Consider the following 21,575-nt stretch of genomic DNA (forward strand, 5'->3'; position numbering starts at 1 on the left):
CCCTTCCGCCCTTGACGCCCGGCTGGCGAAAGGGGCACACAGGAGAGGCATGGTGCTCAACGCGGCGCAAAGCGCCGGAGCATAATCGGGAATGGGGATGGGCGGACCCAGTTGCGGCGCCCAAAACCCCAGCCGCCCCCGCGACTGTAAGCGGTGAGGGGCTCCGATCAGCCACTGGGCCGCAAGGTCCGGGAAGGCCGGAGAACCCCAGTGAACCGCGAGCCAGGAGACAGGCCGTGCATGTTTTGAGGCCAAGGCCGTCGGGTGTGACGGCAGGAAGGAACTGAACCATGCATATCGAACCCGGCGTCGTGACGGGCGCCAAGCTTGTATTGAGTTACGCAACCGGCATCGCCGCAGGCGGCGTTGCCTTGAAGCTCGCGGTCGAGACCGTGCGCGAGCAGGGCATCGGCTCGCTCGCCGTGCGCACCCTCGCGACCACCGCGCTCGTCTTCACCTTCTTCGAGATCCTGCCGCACTTCCCGGTCGGCGTCTCCGAGGTGCACTTCATCCTTGGCTCGACCTTGTTCCTGCTGTTCGGTGCGGCGCCGGCGGCTCTTGGCCTTGCGTTCGGCCTCTTGCTCCAGGGCGTGTTCTTCGAGCCCGCCGACCTGCCGCAATACGGCATGAACGTCACCACGCTGCTGGTGCCGCTGTTCGGGATCCAGGCGATCGCCGCACGGATCATCTCGCGCAACACCGCCTATGTCGACCTCAGGTATCGCCAGGCGCTGGCGCTCTCGACGACCTACCAGGCCGGCGTGATCGCCTGGGTGGCGTTCTGGGCGCTCTATGGCTCCGGCTTTGCGATGAGCAACCTCGCCAACATCGCGACCTTCGCGGCCTCCTATGCGCTCGTCATCGTGATCGAGCCGCTCGCCGATCTCGCCGTGCTGGCGCTGGCGAAGTCGCTGCGCGGTGTCACCGCGCCCGGCCTCGTCACTCCGCGCCTGCACAACGCGGCCTAAGAGATCAAGGGGCGGCCGTCATGGCCGCCCCTCGCGCTCGCGATGCTCACGCTCTCCCTGATAGGCATCGGTTGCGGCGATCCCGATCAGCTCACGCGCGCTGCGATCACTGCCATCAACGCCGCCGATCTCATCCTGATCCCGCGCAAGGGCACCGCAAAGTCCGATCTCGCCGATCTCAGGCGCACGATCTGCGCCGATGTGCTCACGAGCGACAGGACGCGCATTGCCGAGTTCGATCTTCCCGTGCGCGATGCGGATGAAGCCGATTACCGCAAGGGCGTGCACGATTGGCATGATGCGGTCGCCGCGACGTGGTCGCAGACGATCGCAGATCATCTTGGCGGTGAGGGCAAGATTGCGCTGCTGATCTGGGGCGATCCCTCGCTCTACGATTCCTCGCTGCGCATCGCGCGCCGGCTCAAGCCCTTGCCCAAGATCGAGGTCGTACCGGGCATCACCTCGATCCAGGCGCTGTGCGCGGCGCATGCATTGCCGCTCAACGAGATCGGCGAGCCTTTCCTTGTGACCACGGGACGCCGCCTGCGCGAAGGCGGCTGGCCACAAGGCGTCGATACCGTGGTGGTGATGCTCGACGGCGGCACCGCGTTCCAGTCGCTCGATCCGGCGGGGCTTCACATCTATTGGGGCGCCTATCTCGGCATGCAAGATCAGATCATCCACTCAGGCGCGCTGGCCGAGGTTGGTCCGCGCATCGTCGCCGCGCGGCAGGAAGCGCGCGAGCGGCATGGCTGGATCATGGACAGCTACATTCTCAAGCGCGGGCGTTAAGCGAGGCAGCATGTTACCCGAATGTGTCTACCAAAAGTGCCCCGAGATCTCCGCGGCCCATCGCGAAGCGGCGATTGCGCGTCAGGCGCAACTGACGAAACCGACCGGCGCGCTCGGTCGGCTCGAGCAGCTCGCGATCGAGCTTGCGGGCCTGCAAGCGACTGAGCAGCCGCGCGCCGCCCGCGTGCCCGTCATCGTTTTTGCCGGCGATCACGGCATCGTCGCGCAGGGCGTGTCGGCCTATCCGCAAGCCGTGACCATCGCGATGATGGCGAATTTTGCCTCCGGCGGCGCGGCGATCTCGGTGCTGGCGCGTGAACTGGGTTCGACCCTGGAAGTGGTCGACGCGGGCACGCTGGCGCAGGAGGAGATGGCGGGCGTCGTCACCGACAAGCCGCGCAGCGGCACGCGCGATTTCAGCACCGAGGCTGCGCTCACGCCTGCCGAGCTGGCCTTCGCATTCGAAACCGGCCAGCGCGCGGTGGCACGCGCGGAGGCCACCAACCCCGATCTCCTGATCTTCGGCGAGATGGGCATCGGCAACACCACTGCGTCCGCGGCGATCGCCGCGAGCCTGCTCGGCGTCGGCGCCGACGAGATCGCGGGCAGCGGCACCGGTATCGATGCCGCCGGCCGCGCGCACAAGGCGCGCGTGATTGACGCCGCGATCGCACGCCATGGCGTTGCGGGCGCAGCGCCCGAAAAAATCCTGTGCGCCGTCGGCGGCCTCGAGATCGCGGCGATCTCAGGCGCGATCATCGCGGCTGCGCAGCGCCGCATTCCCGTATTGATCGACGGCTTCATCGTATCAGTCGCCGCACTTGCGGCAGCGCGGCTCAACCCGTCATGCCAGCCGTTCCTGTTGCCGTCGCATCAGTCGGCGGAGCAGGGGCATCGGCTGGTGCTGCGTGCATTGAACGTGCAGCCGCTGATCAGCCTCGATCTCCGGCTCGGCGAGGGATCAGGCGCCGCCATCGCGCTGCCACTGGTGCGGTCGGCCTGCGCGCTCCACAACGGCATGGCGACGTTCGCGCAGGCCAATGTGCCGGATCGGCCTAAAGCGCGATGAGATCATCGCGCTTTAGGTTGTTGTTTCAGCATGATCTTTTCGGAAAACCGCTGCGCACTTTTCCGGATCATGCTTTAGCTGATCCGCTGGTTGACGGAGACGACGCGCCAGCCGGTCGTGAGCCGGTCGATCCGGGTCAGCGACAGCGGATCGATGACGAAGCGCAAGGCTGCCTGAGGCGTGAGGGCGAGCGCGATGCAGAGCGCGGCGCGGATGGTGCCGGAATGGACGACGAGCGCGGCTGGGCCCGAGCCAATCCGTGACAGGCCGAGCCGGACGCGCGCGACCTGATCCTCAAAGCTCTCGCCGCCCGGCGGCTTTCCACGCGCTGGATCGCTCCAGAACTTCGCATAGGCCTCGCCGCCGGTCGCTGCGAGCTCGTCATGCCGATGGCCGGTCCAGTCGCCAAAATCCTGCTCGGTGAATTCGCTCACCAGCGTCGGCTCCAGCCCCAGCGCCCGCGCGGTCTCGACCGTGCGCCGCGCCGGGCTGGCATAGCTCGCAGCATCCCGCGGCAGGCGCTGCCGCAGCGCCTCGAGTTGCGCGCGATCGCGGAGATCGGCCGGCGCGTCGGCCGCATGGATCGTGCCTTTGACGCCGTCGACGGGCGCATGCCGTATCAGCCAGAGGAAGGTCTCGCCTTCCATGCTCATCTCCAAGGAAATTGGGCGCTGTGGCAATAACGCCGCAGCTTGCACATTGACTCTGTCTTGGTCGTAATCCTAGATGCCTCTGACGGTTTCCCCGAGAGGGGATGAAAAGGGAATGCGGTGCGGGGACCTTGTCCCCAATGCCGTAGCTGCCCCCGCAACTGTAAGCGGTGAATCCTTCGTCAGAAGCCACTGGGTCCTCGGTCCCGGGAAGGCGACGAAGTGGTCACGACCCGCGAGCCAGGAGACCTGCCGTCAGCCGTGGTCACACGCGAAGATGTCGGTCGGGGAGTACAGACATTCGGCTTCATCGTACGGCTGAAAGCCTGATGATGGGACCTTGGTTCGCGGTGACGTGCCACTGACGTCACACCGAGGTCCAGGACCGTGTCTTCCATCCATATTGTACGACCGCGTCGTTTCCTGCTCGCCTCCGCCGCGCTCACGTCGCTTGCGGCCGCGGATGTGCCTGCCGCGCTGGCGCAGCAGGCCCGCGAACCCCTGCCGCCCGTTGAAGTCTCCCCCGCCCAATCCCGCAAGCAGGCCCCGGCTCACGCAACAAACCGAGAAAGATCCTGAGCGGCTGAGGGCTGTTCAGCGCCGGCCGCAGCAGCGCAGACGCCACTCAACACCAATGTGGTGGCCGAGAGCGCTTCGCGACTCGGCCTGACCGTGCAGGAGACGCCCGCGACCGTCGAGGTCATCTCGGCGAAAACAATGCAGGAGCAGGGCTATCGCACCGTGTCGGAGGTGGCCCAGGGCGCCGTCGGTGTCACCTCCGGCGACAATCCGGCCGAGCCCGCGGCGTTCTCCATGCGTGGCTTCACCAACAGCCAGATCAACATGCTCTACAACGGCATCAAGATCGGTCCGCAGAACATGACCTCGCGGATCACTGATACGGCCAATCTCGCAGCCGTGGAATTTTTGAAAGGGCCGGCCTCGCTGATGTCCGGCGAAGGTGCCGCAGGTGGCGCAATCAACCTGGTCACGAAGCTGCCGCACACCGGGCCGATCCGGAATGAGGCTGACTTCTTTTGGGATTCGCTCAACTCGTTCGGCGTCCACTACGGCTCGGGCGGCAGCACCAACGTGCAGGGGCTCGACTACCGCTTCGATATCAGCCGCTCTTCGCTCAACGGCTTTGCCGACGATACCAACACCAAAACGTTCGATGTGTCGGGCCAGCTCAACTATCGCATCTCCGACAGCCTCAAGGTCTGGGGCGCGATCGAGTATCGCGAAGACCGCGGCAAGGCCTATTGGGGCGCGCCGCTGGTGCCGATCGCCTTCAGCGGCTCGCACGCAACGAGCGGCATCGTCTCGGGCAATTACGTCTCCAACTACAACGGAACCAATCTCGGCGCGGTCACCATCGACGACCGCACCTTCAACACCAACTACAACGTCCTCGACAATCGCAACGTCGCCCAGGAAGTGTGGCTGCGCGGAGGTTTCGAGCTGAAGCTCGCGCCCGACCTGACACTGAGGAGCCAGGCCTATGGCTACGGCGCCGAGCGCACCTGGTTCAACAATGAGGTCGAGGCATTCAACTCCGTCTCGAACCTCGTCAATCGCGAGCGCTTTTACGTCGCGCACAGCCAGCGTTTGGTCGGCAACATCACCGATCTGATCTGGGACACGAACATCGCTGGCTTCGATAACCGCCTGGTCACGACACTGTCGTCAAGCTATCTGGATTTTGTCAGGCCTGGTGCTGCGAACTTTCCGGGCGACTCGGTTTCGCTGGTCGATCCCGCCCGCGGCTATTACGGCCTGCTCACGATCCAGCAGCAGACCGCGCGCATCGACAACGAGGCGCTGTCATTCGAGGACCGGCTGAAGCTGACGCGCAGCTTTGCGCTGGTCGGCGGCCTCCGCGTCGAGCACATTGGACTCGATCGCAACTCGACCGACGTCAACGGCCTGGTGAAGGCAGGTTTCCCGTTCACCAAGGACTGGGTCCCGACGACAGGCCGCATCGGCTACACATGGGAGGCCGTACCCGGCCTGACCTTCTTCAGCCAGTACGCCACCGGCGCCGATGTCTCCGCCAACAACATCTTCCTGCTTGGTCCGACCCAGAATCTGGATCTGACGACCGCGCGCACCTACGAGACCGGCGTCAAGCACCTGTTCTGGGACAACAGGGCGGAGTGGTCATTCTCGGCCTACGACATCCTGCGCAAGAACGTCTATGCGGCAGCCGGCGGCCAGACGCTCAACATTGCGGGACGGCAGGAATCGAAGGGCGTCGAGCTTGCAGCCGCGGTGCGCCCGATCGAGCCGCTGCGTCTGTGGGGCAATATTGCCTATGTCGATGCGCGCTATGCCGACTACAATTTTGCCGGGGGGTCGTTCTCCGGCAACACGCCGCCGAACGTGCCGCGCATCGTCGCCAATGCCGGCGCGTCGTACCGGTTCTTCACGCCCTGGCCAGTGGAGCTCGGCATCACCGGCCGTCACGTCGGCGACCGCTACAACACCGACGCCAATGTCGTGACGATGAAGGCCTATACCGTCGCCGACGTCTACGCCTTCGTCGACATCCCGAAGACGGTGTTCAATGCGGTCGACCAGGCCCGCCTGACCTTCCGCGTACGCAACATCGCCGACAAGCGCTATGCGATCTGGGGCGATCCGTTCTATCCCGACCAGATCCTCCTGGGCGCGCCGCGCACCTATGAGCTCTCGGCCGCGTTCAAATGGTAGGGCGCTGACCACATGATGAGCGCGATCGTCCTGCTGCATCGCTGGCTCGGGGTCGCGTCCTGCCTGCTGTTCGCGATGTGGTTCGCGAGCGGGATCGTGATGCACTTCGTTCCGTTTCCGTCACTGACGGAAGCGGAGCGGTTTGCCGGATTGGCACCGGTCGATCGTGCGGAGGTGAGGATCACGGTCGCCGAAGCGGTGACGGCAAGCAAGCTACCGGATGCGACGCGCGCGCGGCTGATCCAGCGGGGCGATGGGCCGGTCTACATCGTGTCAGGGCGATCGCAGCTCGGCGCGGTCCACGCCTCCGATGGACGGGACGCAAGTGTGACGTCGGCCGACATTGCACTGGCCATTGCGCGGGCGCACGCCGTGCGGCGAGGGCTTGATCCCGCGCCGGCCGCGATCCTCGCACGCGCGGACTATGACCAATGGAGCGTTCCAAACGGCTTTGACCGCCATCGGCCCTTGTTTCGCATGGCCCTCGGCGATGCCGCCGGGACGGAGATCTATATCTCGTCACGCACCGGCGAAGTCGTCCTCGACACGACCCGAAGCGAGCGTGGCTGGAATTGGGTCGGCAGCGTCTTGCACTGGATTTATCCGACGGTGCTGAGGCGCAATTGGGCGCTGTGGGACCGCGTGGTCTGGACGCTGTCGCTGCTGGCCTCGATCGCGGCCTTGCTCGGTGCGGTGCTCGGGATCGTGCGGATCAGGATGCGAGGACGGGCGATCTCGACGCCGTATCGGGGCTGGCACGCCCTGCATCACCTCATCGGCCTCGCAGCAACGCTGTTCGTGCTGACCTGGATTTTCAGCGGCTGGCTGTCCATGGATCACGGCCGGCTGTTCTCGCGCGGGCAGTTGACGCCGGCCGAAGCGCGTGTGGCGGCTGCCGCGCCGGACTGGACGGCTTCATCGCGCGACCAGCTGCGGTCAGCGTCACCGGTCCGCGAAGTCGAATGGTTCGCGTTCGGCGGCAATCTCTATCGGCGCGACCGGCCTGCTCTGGGGTCCCAGACGTTGGTCAGGGCAGGGGATACGTCTCGTGCTGAACAAGCAGGTGTCTTGAGTGTCCGCGACATTCAGGAATTGACAGCGCGCCTTGCCGCGAACTGCGGCATGCCGTCCGTTCTCGCTGAGCCTGACGACTATCCCGCGCAGTCCGTCGTTCCCGGAGCGCCCGTCTACCGCGCCCGATGCGGCGAGGTCTGGTTCGATATCGACGGCGCCGACGGCAGCGTGCTGCAAAGGCTGGATGCCTCGCGGCGGGCCTATCGCTGGTTCTACAGCGCGCTGCACACGCTCGATTTTCCGGTCCTGATGGCGCATCCGCGTCTGCGCGACATCCTGATTGTCGGGCTCTGCGCGCTCGGGCTCGTATTCTCCGTGACCGGCATCGTCATCGGCTGGCGCCGTCTGCGGTCGACCTTCACGGCTTGAACGCGGATGAGCCTGGTCTGACCCTCACATCGGCTCGATGCCGATCTTCTTGATGATGCCGGCCCATTTCGTGGTCTCGGCGGTCATGAAATTGGTCAGGCCTTGGGGGTCCATCACCAGCGGCTCGGCGCCCTGCTCGACGAAGAGGGCGCGCACCTTCGGATCGTTCACGGCTTCGACCATCGCTTTATAGAGCTTGCCGACGATGGCCTTGTCGGTATTCGCCGGCGCGAGCAGCGCGAGCCAGGCGGCGCTCTCGTAATCCTTCAGGCCAGCCTCGGCCGCGGTCGGCACATCCGGCAGCGCGGTCATGCGCTTGTCGCTGGCAACCGCGAGCGGGCGCGCATCGCCGCTCTTGATCAGGCCGAGGACGTTGGGCAGGAGCTGGAAGCCGAGCGGGACTTGCCCTGCGATGAAGTCCGGCGTGTACGCGGCGATGTTGCGGTAGGGAACGTGGGTGATCTCGGTGCCGGTGAGCTGCTCGAAATAGGCCGCCGACAGATGCTGCGACGAGCCGACACCGACCGTCCCGTAGTTCAGCTCGCGCGGATGCGCCTTGGCGTAGTCGATCAGTTCACGCAGCGATTTCGGCGGCAGCCTCGAATTGATCACGATGACATTCGGCATCGTCGCGAACAGACCGATCGGGGCGAGATCCTTCTGCGGGTCGTAAGGAAGCTCCTTGTAGAGCGACTTGTTCGCAGCCAGCGGGCCGGAGGTGCTCATCAGCAGCGTGTAGCCATCAGCGGCCGCATGTGCCGCGGCCGCGGTGCCGATATTGCCGCCGGCGCCGGGGCGGTTGTCGACCACAAAGGCTTGTCCGAGCGAGGTGGACATGCGGTTGAGCAGGATGCGCGTGATGACATCGCTGGCGCTGCCGCCGGCAAAGGGCACGAGCACCTGGATCGGCCGCGCGGGGTAGTCTTGCGCTTGTGCGGGACGCAGTCCGGCCGCGGCGAGAGCTGCGCCTGCGCCGAACGAGAGCAGTGATCTCCGGTCAGGATGAAATCCCTCGCTCCGCTGCTGAGCTGTGTTCGTGATCTTGCTGCGACCGAACCATGCCATCTCGGACTCAATCTCCCGACTGTCTTGTTCTGCGAGCCCTGGGATCGCCCGGAAGGATTCGTCGGGGATGAACGCCAGGCCGCGATTTTCTGCGCCTGGATCGTAGTTAGCTCGCGAATGCGACCGTCATGCCGGCTCGTCTCAAAACTTACCAACCCGTCTCATTCTGCAGCGGGCGCGACATCTTGTCCGAGTGAGAGGAGGCTCAATCCAGTCCGGTTTTGCCCGGCGCCCAATAGGCTTTTGCCTTGATCCGCGACGATGCGACGCCTGCCGCTTTCAGCGCGCGGCTGATGCGCTGGATCGATGATGCCTTGCCCGTCAGGATGAACCTGGCGCCGTTTGCAGCAAGGCGCAGCATTTCCGCCTCGACGGCTGCGAGATGTGCATCGTCCGCGCTGCGGGCGATCAATCGTGCTTCACCGAGGCTGATGGCCTCCAGCACCCGCCGCGACTCCGCGACATCGGTGGTTTCGAACATGTGGAGCGCACCGCCGGCTTGCAGATTGTCGCGCAATGCCGCTGCAAGACCGAACGAGGTCTCATCGCCGAACAGGACGATGGGCGCCTCGAGGCCGGTGAGATCGAGCGAGCGGCGCGGGCCGAACAACTGGCAGGTGTCGCCTTCGCGCAAACCGCTCACCCATCGGCTGCCGGGGCCAACGCCATGGATGAAGGCGAGAAGGCGAGTTCTCCCGCTGCTTGCCTCCCATGACATCGGCGTATAGGTGCGCGCGCTCAAGCCCGCGCGCATCGCAACCTGGATCTTCTGGCCCGCATTCCAGGCGACGTCCTTGAGGGCTTCGCCTTCGATCTCGATGAGCCGAAAGTGCGGCGAGAGCGTCTCGATTGCGGCGATGCGCGCGGACCGCATCAGCCATCGCAACAGCATCTGCGTGACCCTTCCTTGTGACGCCTGCGATGAGATTTGCGGCTGCTGACCGGGCTCGTTCAAGGCCTGGCTCCCGGATCATCTGGTCTTGATCGTGAGTTCGTTGCCGCGGCCGGGATCGAACGGCAGCGACAGCGAGAGGTAGCCATTTTCGGGATCGCGGACGTAGTCGATATAGCCGGAGGCTTCCTCGAACGCGTTCTCGCCGACGATGAGCGCGCCGGGTTTCAGATGCGGCTCCAGCAGCTTGAGAATGGGAAGATAGAGCGTGAAGGCGCCGTCGAGCATCACCATGTCGATCTCGCCGCCGAGATCGGCCTTCAGGGTTTCCCGCGCGTCGCCAACCCGAAACGAGACTAAGTCCGCCAGCCCCGTCGCCGCGACGTTCGCTCGTGCGCGCTCGATCTTGCCGGGCTCGAGATCGGTCCCGATCAGGCGGCCGCCGCCAATGTCGCGCAAGCCCGCGGCCATGTAGATCGTCGAAATCCCCATCGAGGAGCCGAACTCGACGATGCGCTTGGCCTTGCTGGCGCGGACGCACATGTAGAGGAAGCGTCCGAACCGCGGCGAGACGCTCAGAAAATTGTTCGCAAATCGCTGGTAGACCTCATTGAGATCGCGGCTCTCGGCCGCGATCGCCTGGCTGATCATCTCTTCGCGACTCGTGCCCTCATTCACGAAGGCCTGCATCAGCGGCGCGTCGGCGATCTCCGCTTCCTGATGAAGACGATGGAGGACGTCGGCGACGAGGCCGCTGCTGATCGAATCCATGTATCCAGCTCCCTTGCAATGCGCCCATCGGCGCGTTGGAGCCTGGATACGAAATCGTCCTTTGGTGCGCATTCCGCGAACGGGACAATCGATTGCGATTTCCGGTCAGTGTGCGCTGATGCGCCGTTCGGCGAGATATCGCGCCGGCGGCTTGCCCAGCGCCTTGCGGAACATGGTGACGAAGGCGCTCGCGCCCTCATAGCCGAGATCGAGCGCGACGGTTTGCACCGAGGCGCCCTGGTCGAGGCGCTGAAGCGCGATGAGGATGTGGAGCTGCTGGCGCCAGCGGCCAAAGCTCATCCCGGTCTCGCGTTGCAGGATGCGGGTGAGGGTGCGTGGCGCGACGGCAATGCGCCGCCCCCAATCGTCGATCGTCGCGCGGTCGGAAGGGTCTTCCATCATCGCGCTCGCGATCCGGCGCAGCCTGGCATCCGCAGGCATCGGGAAGCGCAGCTCCTCGATCGGAGCGGCAGCGAGCTGGTCGAGCAGCACCGTGGCGATCCGACCGTCGGCGCCGTCGACGTCGTACATGACAGGCATGTGGGTGGCATGGACCAGCAGGCTTGCCAGCAACGGGGAGATCGACAGCGCGCAGCATTGCCGCGGCAGTGTCGGCGCCGCATCCAGTTCGATGAAGAGGCAATGCATCTCGACATCGCCGGCGACGCTCACGCTGTGCGGGACATCGCCGGGAATCCATACCGCGCAACGCGGCGGTACGATCCAGACGCCATGTCCGGCCTCCAGCCTGACGATGCCGCGCAAGGTGAGGACAAGCTCGTCCTTGCGATGCGTGTGCATCGCGAGCTCCATGCCCTTGGTGACCATGCGGCCACCGAAGGCGGCGATGGCGCGCGGCACGGCTTCGGGGTCGAAGTCCCCGAGATCATCGGGGAGGAATTGGTCGTCGTTGAGCCGGAAGAAGGGCATGGCGGGCGGTGAGTGGTCCGGACGCGGTGGCGTGCGTCAAACAATATCGGGCCGCCGTCGAATCTTTCAACGCAGCCGGTCCGAATCTCGATCAGTTCTAACCTGCTCGCCTCCGCGGCTTCCTGCGATCCTTGCGGGAGGAGGACGAGCCTGTGCCACTGGAGGAAGGCTCCACGAACTCGCGCGCCACGGCGGCGGCCTCCGCGAGATCGTGGCTGATGACATCGAGCACGGCCTTGGCGGCGACCGACACCGCGCGTCGCGGGTGATGCACCCAGGCAATCGAGCGCACGATCCGCTGCGCGTCGAAGCGGTGCGCGCGGATGGTCCCGCCCGCCAGCGATTGCCGGAGCGCGATGGTCGGCAGCACCGTCGCGAAATCGGTGGTTGCGATCACGTCGCAGAGCGCGGGCAGGGTATCGAGCTCGAGCCGCGGCCGCAGGTCGATGCCGATTGCGGCGGCATGCTCGTCCAGGATCAGCCGCAGGCCGTGGCGCTTGGAAGGCAGCACGAGATCGAAATTGGCGATGTGATCGAAGCGCAGTCTTGCCGGCGGCTGGATCGGGCTGTCCTTGCGGCAGGCGAACACCATCTCCTCGTCCATGACGTGATGCGCGGCCAGCGGCGTCTTCCGGCGCGGCACGTTGATCAGCGCGAAATCGAGCTGGCCGGTGTTGACCCAGTCGATCAGCGTCTCGGTGTAGCCCTCGCAGACCGACAGCGTGATCTCGGGATAGCGGCTTGCGACAGCTGCCGACGCGCTCGCCATGGTGCTTTGCGCGACCGAGGTGATGAGGCCGACGGAAACACGGCCCGAGATGCGTCCGCCGAGCTGTGCCATCTCCTGGCGGGCATGTTCGGCATCGCGCACGATCGGCGCCGTCAGCCGCACCAAGGCCTCGCCGGCGCTGGTCAGCGTCATGCCCTGGACGCTGCGGTCGAACAGCTTTTGGCCGAGCTCGGCCTCCAGCTTGGCGATCTGCATGCTCAGCGCCGGCTGAACGATGTTGAGCTGGCGCGCGGCCCGGGTGACGTTCTTTTCCTCGGCAAGGCACAGGAAATATTGCATCTGCCTGAGTTCCACGGGGTCAGTCCTTTGTTCGCCGATCTGCCTCCGGACCATCATCTCAGACGATGAATGATATAATCAATCATTATTTGTGGTGATGGATGGGATTGCCTAGTCTCGCGGCGGGTCCCAGGGAGCGAAACCAGTCATATGCAGGACGCCACACCCAAGCGGATGATCATCGGCATTTCCGGCGCCTCCGGCGTCACCTATGGCGTGCGCCTGTTGCAGCTGCTGCGCAATGCCGGCGTCGAGACGCATCTGGTGATGTCGAAGACCGCCGAGCTGACCTTTGCCTACGAGACCGACCTGAAGATCGCCGAGGTGAGGGCGCTCGCCAATGTCTGCCATGCGATCGACGACATGGCGTCCGCCATCTCCAGCGGCTCGTTCCGCACCGCCGGCATGATCGTGGCGCCGTGCTCGATGCGCTCGATGTCCGAGATCGCCTCCGGCGTGACCACGACGCTGCTCACCCGCGCCGCCGACGTCGTGCTGAAGGAGCGCCGGCGCCTGGTGCTGATGGTGCGCGAGACGCCGCTGCACACCGGCCATCTCAGGACAATGACTGCGCTGTCGGAAATGGGCGCGATCATCGCGCCGCCCGTGCCGGCCTTCTACGCCAAACCCGAGAATCTCGAAGACATGGTCGAGCACACCGCCGGTCGCGTCCTCGACCTCTACGACATCGACATCGGCGTGGTGCGCCGCTGGGGCGAGGACGAGGCGCTCAAGCGCCGCTCGCCGACGCTGCGCAAGATCGTGCCCTGACCCGAAGGCCTCAAGGAAAGACCCGATACATGCAAATGGAAACTCCGGCCAGAACAGCTGCGAAGGCGCCAGCCGATCTGCGCGCCTGGCTCGCCTATCTCGCCGAGCGTGGCAAGCTCGCGATCGCTCGCGAGGGCATCGGCCTCGCCGATGAGCTCGCCGCCATCGCCAAGCGGCTGGAGCGCGACAGCGCCGTGCTGTTTCCGCGTCCCGACGGGCACGAGATTCCCGTCGTCGCCAATCTCTTTGCGGGCCGCGACTGGGTCGCCGAGTCCATCGGCGTCACCGAGGATCAGTTACTGCCGCGGTTTCTCGCCGCCGCAAGCCATCCGCTGCCGACGCATGAGGTCACGAGCGGCCCGGTGCAGGAGGTTGTGCACGAAGACGTCGATCTGCTCCGCCAGCTCCCAGTGCCCAAGCACAATGAGCGCGACAGCGGCCCCTACATCACCGCCGGCCTGCTGATCGCCCGCAACCCGAAGACCGGCGTTCAGAACGTCTCGATCCACCGTTGCCAGATCTCCGGCAAGAACCGTATCGGCGTGCTGCTGTTGCCGCGGCACACGTTCTCCTATTATCGCCTCGCCGAAGAGCTGGGGCAGGCACTGGAGATTGCCATCGTCATCGGCGCGCACCCCGCGCTGATGCTCGCCTCGCAGGCGATCGCCGCGCTCGACGAGGACGAGATGGCCATTGCCGGTGCGCTGCTCGGCTCGCCCGTGGATGTCGTGAAGTGCCGCACCAATTCGGTCCGCGTGCCCGCCCATGCGGAGATCGTGATCGAGGGACGCATTCTTCAGGGCGTGCGGGAGCCGGAAGGCCCGTTCGGGGAATTCCCTCAATATTACGGTCCGCGCGCCAATCGCGAGGTGATCGAGGTCGACGCGATCACCCATCGCAAGGCGCCGATCTTCCACACCATCGTCGGCGGCGGCTTCGAGCACCTCATCCTCGGCGGCGTGCCGCGCGAGGCGACGCTGCTCCAGCACCTGCGCCGCAGCTTCCCCAATGTGCTCGACGTCCGCCTCACGCGCGGCGGGACCTGCCGCTATCACCTTGCCATCAAGATCGACAAGGCCAATGACGGCGAGCCCAAGAACATCATGATGTGCGCCTTCGGCGCGCATTACGACATCAAGCAGGTGGTCGTGGTGGACAAGGATGTCGACATCTCCTCGTCCGAGGAGATCGAATGGGCGGTGGCGACGCGCTTCCAGGCAGACCGTGACCTCATGGTCGTGTCAGGCGCGCTTGGCTCGAAGCTCGATCCGACCACCGATAACGGCATCAGCGCCAAGATGGGGCTGGACGCGACCGCGCCGGTCAGCGCGCCCGAGCTCGCCTTCAAGCGCATTCGCGTCAAGGGCGAGGAGGATGTCGATCTCGCCACCGCCTTGCAGGCCGACCCCAGCGCCGCCATCGCGCGTCTCCTTGCGGAGGCGCTGGTATGACCGGCTTGCGTCGGTTTGCGCCGTTGGAATATGAAGCGGGTGCTGCCTATAGTGCCGCGCCAACAAGCCAATCGTATTGCAGCGCAATGCTGGGAGGAAGGAACTGATGTCGACGGCCCTGCGCATCGCTCATGGCGCTTTCGGTAGGGTCGCTCTGCTCGACATGGACCGGTCGCTGGTCCGCCACGCCCATCATCATTGCCACGTCCTGCTCAAGGTCGAGGGCGCCGACACGCATTTCATGGTCGGCGATCAGGTCACGCCGTTGACGGACACCGCCGCCGTGCTCGTCGATGGCTGGAAGCCGCATGCTTACGTGCACGACGTCAACCGTCCGCGCACGCTCATCATGGCGCTCTATATTGAGCCGGAATGGCTGAAGGAGTTCCGACCGGGGTGGGCCGCCAGCGGCGCGCCGGGCTTTTTCGAGCGGCCGTCGGGCGAGGTGTCGCCGCGCATCCGCCAGCTCACGCTGCTTTTGGCGGCTGAAATGATGGCGAATCCGGATGCGGTGCGGACCCACGAGCAGACGCTGTCCGATTTGATGATCGCCGTGATCGAGCGCTTCACGCCCTGGCGCAGCTTTCCGACCTCGATCCGCGGCATGAGCGCGGTGAGCTGCGACTGGCGCATCCGCCGCGCGATGGACGCGATGCGCACTCAGGATTCCTATGGCAGCGTCGACCAGTTCGTGAAGGGTGCCGGCCTGTCGCGTGCGCAGTTCTTCCGCCTATTCGAGACCTCGCTCGGCGTCTCGCCAAAGATCTATCTCAATGTCGTCCGCATGGAGCGTGCGCTCGATGCTGTCATGCGCGAGGACACCCCGCTCGGCGAGCTCAGTGAGCGTTTTGGTTTTCCGGAGCCGGCGCATTTCACGCGCTTCTTCCGCGATCATGCCGGTGTCAGCCCGCGCGAGTTTCGCAACGTCTCGCGTCTTGCGGGTTGATTTTGCGGGCTGATATTGCGCTGCACGCTCTCGAATGAGACGATTTGGTAAGTCGTGAGAGCGGGCGGTATGGGCCCTGCACCCCCGTCCTGACAAACGTCACCGTCGCGTCAAAGAACGCGTCGGGAGGTATGCCGGGATATGCTGCAGGCGGTCAAATCCGCAAATCAGGAACGTGGCGATGAGCCGTGGGTCGGGCGCTCGATCGAACGCATCGAGGACGCTGCGCTGCTCTCTGGCCGTGGCCGCTTCATCGACGATCTCGGCGTTCAGCCCGGCACGCTGCACGCAACCATCCTGCGCTCGCCGCATGCGCATGCCGATATTCTCTCCATCGATACTGAAGCTGCAAAGCGTCTGCCGGGCGTTGCGGCGGTTCTGACCGGCAACGACGTCAAGGCCGTCACGACCAGTCTCGTTGTCGGCGTGAAGGCGCCGGTCGAGTGCTGGCCGATCGCGATGGATCGGGTGCGCTATGTCGGCGAGCCGGTCGCTGTGATCGTCGCAACCGACCGCGCGCGGGCCGAGGATGCCGCCGAACTCATCAACGTCGAATACCGCCCGCGTGGTGCCGTCATCGATCCGCTCGGCGCGATCGCGCCGGGTGCGCCCGTGCTGCATGACGGCTTCCCCGGCAATCTCGCCAGCGAGCGAGCGTTTCGCTACGGCGATCCTGAAAAAGCCTTTGCGGAAGCGCCGCATCGCTTCTCCATCGATATCAAGTATCCCCGCAACTCCTGCACGCCGATCGAGACCTATGGCGTCGTTGCCTCGCACGATGCCGGTGAGGATGCGTACGAAGTGCTCGCCAATTTCCAGGGCCCGTTCAGCATCCACACCGTGATCGCGCGTGCGCTCAAGGTGCCGGGCAACCGGCTGCGGCTGCGCACGCCGCCGGATTCCGGCGGCAGCTTTGGCGTCAAGCAGGGCGTATTTCCCTACATCGTGCTGATTGCGGCGGCCGCACGCGTTACGGGCCGGCCGGTGAAGTGGATTGAGGACCGGCTCGAGCATCTCACCGCGTCGGTGTCGGCGACCAATCGCGCGACGACACTGGCAGCGGCGGTCGCCGCCGACGGCAAGATTCTCGCGCTCGACTGGGACCAGGTCGAGGATTGCGGCGCTCACTTACGCGCGCCCGAGCCGGCGACGCTTTATCGCATGCATGGCAATCTGACCGGCGCCTACGACATCCACCATGTCAAGATCCGCAACCGCGTCGTCGTCACCAACAAGACGCCGACCGGCCTCAATCGCGGCTTTGGCGGCCCGCAGGTCTATTTCGCGCTGGAGCGATTGGTTCAGAGGATCGCGATCGGCCTCGGTCTCGATCCGCTCGATGTGATCAAGCGCAACCTGATCGACGCGGGCGCTTTCCCTTATCGCACTGCGACCGGCGCGTTGCTCGATTCCGGCAACTACCAGGAAGCCATTGTGCGCGCGGTCGAGCACGGCAGGCTCGCGGAGCTGAAGGCAAAGCGCGACGAAGCCCGCGCGCAGGGGCGGCTCTACGGCATCGGCTTCACCGCGGTAGTCGAGCCCAGCGTCTCCAACATGGGCTATATCACCACCGTGCTGACGGCGGCCGAGCGCCGCAAGGCCGGGCCGAAGAACGGCGCGCAGGCGACCGCAACGGTCGGGCTCGATCCGGTCGGCAGCGTCACCGTCCACGTCGCTTCGGTGCCGCAGGGGCAGGGTCATCGCACCGTGCTGTCGCAAGTGGTCGCCGATGTGTTCGGGCTCGAACCAAAGGACATCCGCGTCAACACCGAGATCGACACGGCCAAGGACGCCTGGTCGATCGCCTCGGGCAATTACGCAAGCCGCTTTGCGGCAGCGGTGGCGGGCACCGCCAAGATCGCGGCCGAGCGGGTCGCCGGCCGTCTTGCCCGCATCGCAGCCAGCCAGTTGAACGTCGAGGCCGCGGATATCGTCTTCGCAAAGGGTTTTGTTGCGTCAAGGAACAATCCTGAGAACCGCATTGCGTTCTCGCGTGTCGCCGCGCTCAGCCATTGGTCGCCGGGCTCGCTGCCTGACGATGCCGGCCAGACCATTCGCGAGACCGTGTTCTGGACCCCGCCGGAGCTGACGCCGCCCGATGAGGACGACCGCATCAACTCTTCGCTCTGCCACGGCTTCATCTTCGACTTCTGCGGCGTCGAGATCGACCGCGTCACGCTGGAGACGCGGATCGACCGCTACGTCACCATGCACGATTGCGGTACCATCCTGCATCCCGGCATGGTCAACGGCCAGATCCGCGGCGGCTTCACCCAGGCGCTCGGGGCTGCCCTCTACGAGGAATACGCCTACGCCGAGGACGGCAGCTTTCTGACGGGCACGCTGGCCGACTACCTGCTGCCGACCACGACAGAGGTGCCGGAGCCCGAGATCTTCCACATGGAGACGCCGTCGCCGTTCACGCCGCTCGGCGCAAAGGGCGTGGGCGAAGGCAATTGCATGTCGACGCCGGTGTGCATCGCCAATGCGGTTGCGGATGCGCTCGGCGTTGCCGAATATCACCTTTGCCCGCTGGTGCCCGCGCGGCTTGCGGAGCCTCGTGCGCGGCGACCGAGCCTCCGCTCCGCCTCCCGCAGGTGGGGCGACGGCCCCGCCTGCGCGCGAAGGCGATCGGCGGCTGCGCGGCGAGGGGCAGGCCTCGGTGAAGGGCGCGCCGGAGCAGGTCTGGGCGATGCTGCTCGATCCCGCCACGCTGCAATCGGTCATTCCCGGCTGCCAGCGCGTCGACAAGGTCACCGACACGCATTTCCGCGCTGACGTCACGCTCGGCATTGGCCCCGTCACCGGACGCTATCGCGCCGACGTCGAGCTGTTCGACCTCGATCCGCCGCATGCCGTCACCTTGCGCGGCGGCGCCACCGGCGCGCTTGGCTTCGGCCATGCCGAGGGACGGATCACGCTTGCGCCCGACGGCAATGGCGGAACCAAGCTCACCTACAGCTACGACGCTGCCATCGGCGGCAAGGTCGCGAGCATTGGTGGTCGGCTGCTGGATGGCGCGACGCGCGTGATCATCGGCCAGTTCTTCACCGCGCTCGCCCGCAAGGCTGGCGGTGGCGGTGCAGAGGGCGGCGGCTTCTCGCTGTTCGCGCTACTGGCGAAAATCGCCAGCCTGTTCGGGGGGCGCCGATGAAGCCGCCCGCATTCGATTATCTCCGTGCCGAGAACGTTGGCGATGTCGTTGAAGGCCTCGCACAGCAAGGTGGTGATGCCCGCGTGCTCGCCGGTGGGCAATCGCTGATGGCGATGCTCAACATGCGCCTCGCCAAGCCGAAGCTGCTGATCGACATCATGCGCATCGATGAGCTGCGCCGGATCGAGCGGAGGGGCGATGCCGTCGTGATCGGCGCTGGCGTACGCCAGGCCGATCTCCTGGCCTGGCCAGAGCTCGCCGAGGCACTGCCGCTGGTGGCGCTGGCGCTGCCTTGGGTCGGGCACATGCAGACCCGCAGCCGCGGCACCGTCTGCGGGTCGCTCGCGCACGCCGATCCCAGCGCCGAGATGCCGCTGGCAATGGTCGCACTTGGCGGCGGATCGCACTTGGCGGCCGAAGATGCTGCTCCGCAGCGCCAGGCGCCGGCGCCGCGTCGCGGCCAAGGACTTTTTCGCCGGCATGATGCTGACCGCGCGCGCCGATGACGAGCTGATCGAGGGCATCTCGCTGCCGGTCGTCAAGGGAGCGCGCGTCGCCTTCCGCGAGGTCGCGCGCCGGCACGGCGATTTCGCCATCGTCGCCTGCGCCGCGATGAAGACTCCGACCGGCGTACGGCTCGCCGTTGGCGGCGTCGCCGACGTACCGACCGCGCGCGACTGGCCTCACCTAGAGGGCAGTGCGCTCGACGATGCCCTCAATGCCTTCGCTTACGAGCTTGGCGCGCGCGACGACGTCCACGCCACCGCGCGCTATCGCCGCGACCTCGTGCGCATGATCGGCCGCGATTTGATCGGCGAGGTGCTGCAATGACGCGTCTCAAGGCAGATCAGCGCCATTCCATTCGCCTCACGCTGAATGGCAGACCCGTCGAGGCGGAAGCCGAGCCGCGCATGCTGCTCTCCGATTTCCTGCGCCACCAACTGGGTGCGACCGGGACGCATGTCGGCTGCGAACACGGCGTCTGCGGCGCCTGCACTGTCGTCGTCGACGGCATGCTGACGCGGTCTTGCCTGACGCTGGCCGCGCAGGTCGATGGCTGCGAGCTCAAAACGGTCGAAGGGCTTGCGCCGTCGGCCGACCGGCTCGGCGTGCTGCAACAGGCGTTCCGCCGCAACCACGCGCTCCAGTGCGGCTTCTGCACCGCCGGCATCCTGATGTCGCTCGACCATTATCTGGCCAAGAACCCGGCGCCGACGGAGGCGGAGATCCGCGATCTCCTCAGCGGGCATATCTGCCGCTGCACCGGCTACACCCCGATCATCCAGGCGGCGTTGGAAGCCGCCGCCCAGCTTGCTTCATCCAACAAAGAGACGTCCGATGCTTGATCTCGCCAGCAGCTTCATGGCCAGCGCCGCGCGCGATCCCAATTCCATTGCATTGGTCGACGGCGATCTCCGCCTGACCTATCGACAATGGTACGACAAGATCTCCGCGCTGGTGGCGTCGTTCGACCGCCTCGGCCTCAAGCCCGGCGATCACGTCGTCACGCTGCTGCAGAACCACTGGGAAGCGGCGACGCTGCACTGGGCCTGCCAGTTCGCAGGCCTCGTCATCACGCCGATCAACTGGCGCGCCAAGGCCGACGAGCTCGATTACTGCATCGAGAACGCCGAAGCCTGCGCTGTCTTCTATCAGGATATCTCTGCCGAAGCCGTCCAGGGCTCGGCGCTGGCAGGCAAGCTGCTACGCGTGTCGGTCGATCCCGGCACGGGCGATGCGACGAGCTTTGCTGATCTGATCAAGGACCGCGCACCCGACGCCGAGCCGCGCGTCGGTGCCGATGCGTGGTCGATCATGCTCTATACGTCAGGCACGACGTCGCGGCCGAAGGGCGTGCCGCGGCGGCATCGTGCCGAGCGGGCGGCGGCGATCGCGCATGTCGCGCAAAATCTCTACGGCCGCGGCGAGCGCACCCTCGGCGTAATGCCGCTCTATCACACCATGGGCGTTCGCTCGCTGCTGGCGATGTCGCTGATCGGCGGCAGCTTCATCTGCCTGCCGCGCTATGACAGCCGCCAGGCGCTGGCGCTGATCGAGCAGGAAGCGATCACCAATCTCTATCTGGTGCCGACGCTCTATCACGACCTCGTCCATCACGAGGCGTTTGCCAGGACCGACGTCTCCAGCGTGCGCAAGCTCGGTTTTGCCGGCGCGTCGATGACCGATGGATTGCTCAAGAAGCTGAACGAGGCATTCAGGCCGGAATTGTTCGTCAATCACTACGGCAGCTCCGAGATCTACACCTTTACGATCGATCAGGATGCAGCGGCAAAGCCCGGCTCGGCCGGCAAGGCCGGGCTGAACCAGCACGTCAAGGTCGTGCGTATCGGTACGAAGTCGGTCGCAGATCTCGCGGCAGTCGGCGAGGAGGGCGAGATCATCGCGACGCTCAGAGGCGACGAGGCCTTCGAGGGCTATTGGCGGCGTCCCGAGGCGGACGCCAAGTCGCTGCGTGAGGGCTGGTACTTTACCGGCGACACCGGCTTCGTCGATCCCGATGGTGACCTGTTCGTCACCGGGCGCGTCGACGACATGATCATCACCGGCGGCGAGAACGTCTCGCCGGTCGAGATCGAGAGCTGCCTGTCCCTGCATCCCGCCGTCGACGAGGTCGCGGTCGTCGGCGTCGCCGACGAGAAATGGGGCAAGGTCGTCGCCGCCTTCGTCAAGCGCAACCGCGCAGTCTCGGAAGTCGAGCTGGAGCAGTTCTGCCGCACCTCGGGCCTTGCCAATTTCAAGCGGCCGCGCCGCTACGTCTTCGTCGACGCGATCCCGAAATCGCCGGTCGGCAAGCTGCTGCGGCGATTGCTCGTCGCCGGAGAATACGAGGCCGAGCGCCTGCCGCCATCGGACGCCGCCTGATCATCACCC

General features: G+C 65.7%; 15 protein-coding genes, 3 pseudogenes and 2 riboswitches. Of the genes and pseudogenes, 12 read left to right on the top strand and 6 right to left on the bottom strand.

The features are described 5' to 3' along the window. Positions 1-33 precede the first annotated feature (33 nt). Positions 34-254, top strand: a riboswitch (cobalamin riboswitch). 36 nt (positions 255-290) lie between these two features. From FOM02_RS26350 to cobT, 3 genes are read left to right on the top strand one after another with little or no spacing between them, the layout of a single operon-like run. Beyond that, complete coding sequence (locus tag FOM02_RS26350; protein WP_027558967.1) at positions 291-968, top strand: energy-coupling factor ABC transporter permease; 678 nt, start codon at positions 291-293, stop codon at positions 966-968. Positions 969-1,010: 42 nt separating this feature from the next. Beyond that, positions 1,011-1,760: a precorrin-6A synthase (deacetylating) gene (cobF, locus tag FOM02_RS26355; RefSeq protein ID WP_027558968.1), complete on the top strand. Its 750-nt coding sequence runs from the start codon at positions 1,011-1,013 to the stop codon at positions 1,758-1,760. A gap of 10 nt (positions 1,761-1,770) precedes the next feature. After that, the gene (cobT, locus tag FOM02_RS26360; protein WP_027558969.1) at positions 1,771-2,829 is read left to right on the top strand and encodes a nicotinate-nucleotide--dimethylbenzimidazole phosphoribosyltransferase; all 1,059 of its coding nucleotides are present in this window, start codon (positions 1,771-1,773) and stop codon (positions 2,827-2,829) included. Positions 2,830-2,903: 74 nt separating this feature from the next. Here the strand turns inward: cobT and FOM02_RS26365 are convergent, their stop codons facing one another. Then, the gene (locus tag FOM02_RS26365) at positions 2,904-3,476 is read right to left on the bottom strand and encodes a histidine phosphatase family protein (RefSeq protein WP_027558970.1); all 573 of its coding nucleotides are present in this window, start codon (positions 3,474-3,476) and stop codon (positions 2,904-2,906) included. A 72-nt stretch (positions 3,477-3,548) separates the two neighbouring features. After that, positions 3,549-3,751, top strand: a riboswitch (cobalamin riboswitch). A gap of 115 nt (positions 3,752-3,866) precedes the next feature. Between FOM02_RS26365 and FOM02_RS26370 the strand changes: the two are divergent. Both FOM02_RS26370 and FOM02_RS26375 read left to right on the top strand, forming a co-directional pair. Further along, a pseudogene (locus FOM02_RS26370) lies at positions 3,867-6,191 on the top strand (TonB-dependent receptor). A 12-nt stretch (positions 6,192-6,203) separates the two neighbouring features. Beyond that, positions 6,204-7,634: a PepSY-associated TM helix domain-containing protein gene (locus FOM02_RS26375; RefSeq protein WP_027558972.1), complete on the top strand. Its 1,431-nt coding sequence runs from the start codon at positions 6,204-6,206 to the stop codon at positions 7,632-7,634. 24 nt (positions 7,635-7,658) lie between these two features. On the opposite strand, the gene FOM02_RS26380 is transcribed toward FOM02_RS26375, so the two are convergent. From FOM02_RS26380 to FOM02_RS26400, 5 genes are all read right to left on the bottom strand, one after another. Further along, a complete protein-coding gene (locus FOM02_RS26380; protein ID WP_027558973.1) occupies positions 7,659-8,699 on the bottom strand; it encodes a Bug family tripartite tricarboxylate transporter substrate binding protein in 1,041 nt (346 codons plus the stop codon). Positions 8,700-8,904: 205 nt separating this feature from the next. After that, on the bottom strand, positions 8,905-9,591 hold the full coding sequence (locus tag FOM02_RS26385) for a siderophore-interacting protein (RefSeq protein WP_092217047.1): 687 nt from the start codon (positions 9,589-9,591) through the stop codon (positions 8,905-8,907). A gap of 78 nt (positions 9,592-9,669) precedes the next feature. Then, entirely contained in the window at positions 9,670-10,362 is a 693-nt protein-coding gene (locus FOM02_RS26390) for an O-methyltransferase (protein WP_027558975.1), read from the bottom strand. Positions 10,363-10,467: 105 nt separating this feature from the next. Then, the gene (locus FOM02_RS26395; RefSeq protein ID WP_027558976.1) at positions 10,468-11,292 is read right to left on the bottom strand and encodes an AraC family transcriptional regulator; all 825 of its coding nucleotides are present in this window, start codon (positions 11,290-11,292) and stop codon (positions 10,468-10,470) included. A 97-nt stretch (positions 11,293-11,389) separates the two neighbouring features. Next, positions 11,390-12,361: a LysR family transcriptional regulator gene (locus FOM02_RS26400; protein WP_027558977.1), complete on the bottom strand. Its 972-nt coding sequence runs from the start codon at positions 12,359-12,361 to the stop codon at positions 11,390-11,392. A 150-nt stretch (positions 12,362-12,511) separates the two neighbouring features. Here FOM02_RS26400 and FOM02_RS26405 point away from each other — a divergent pair, with 150 nt between their 5' ends. From FOM02_RS26405 to FOM02_RS26435, 7 genes and pseudogenes are all read left to right on the top strand, one after another. Beyond that, positions 12,512-13,132, top strand: coding sequence for a UbiX family flavin prenyltransferase (locus FOM02_RS26405; protein ID WP_027558978.1), 621 nt, complete (start codon positions 12,512-12,514; stop codon positions 13,130-13,132). 29 nt (positions 13,133-13,161) lie between these two features. Then, entirely contained in the window at positions 13,162-14,583 is a 1,422-nt protein-coding gene (locus tag FOM02_RS26410) for a UbiD family decarboxylase (RefSeq protein ID WP_027558979.1), read from the top strand. A 106-nt stretch (positions 14,584-14,689) separates the two neighbouring features. After that, positions 14,690-15,529, top strand: a complete 840-nt coding sequence (locus FOM02_RS26415; RefSeq protein WP_027558980.1) for a helix-turn-helix transcriptional regulator — start codon at positions 14,690-14,692, stop codon at positions 15,527-15,529. Positions 15,530-15,670: 141 nt separating this feature from the next. Next, positions 15,671-18,683 (top strand): annotated as a pseudogene (locus FOM02_RS26420) (xanthine dehydrogenase family protein molybdopterin-binding subunit). Continuing rightward, positions 18,680-19,514, top strand: a pseudogene (locus tag FOM02_RS26425) (FAD binding domain-containing protein). The pseudogenes FOM02_RS26420 and FOM02_RS26425 overlap by 4 nt, the downstream one beginning before the upstream one ends. Beyond that, positions 19,511-20,029, top strand: coding sequence for a (2Fe-2S)-binding protein (locus FOM02_RS26430; protein WP_027558983.1), 519 nt, complete (start codon positions 19,511-19,513; stop codon positions 20,027-20,029). Before FOM02_RS26425 ends, FOM02_RS26430 begins: the two are co-directional and overlap by 4 nt. Beyond that, the gene (locus FOM02_RS26435; RefSeq protein ID WP_027558984.1) at positions 20,022-21,566 is read left to right on the top strand and encodes an AMP-binding protein; all 1,545 of its coding nucleotides are present in this window, start codon (positions 20,022-20,024) and stop codon (positions 21,564-21,566) included. The genes FOM02_RS26430 and FOM02_RS26435 overlap by 8 nt, the downstream gene beginning before the upstream one ends. Positions 21,567-21,575: the final 9 nt, after the last annotated feature.

This window comes from Bradyrhizobium sp. SEMIA (assembly GCF_014844175.1).
GTDB classification, from domain to species: domain Bacteria; phylum Pseudomonadota; class Alphaproteobacteria; order Rhizobiales; family Xanthobacteraceae; genus Bradyrhizobium; species Bradyrhizobium arachidis.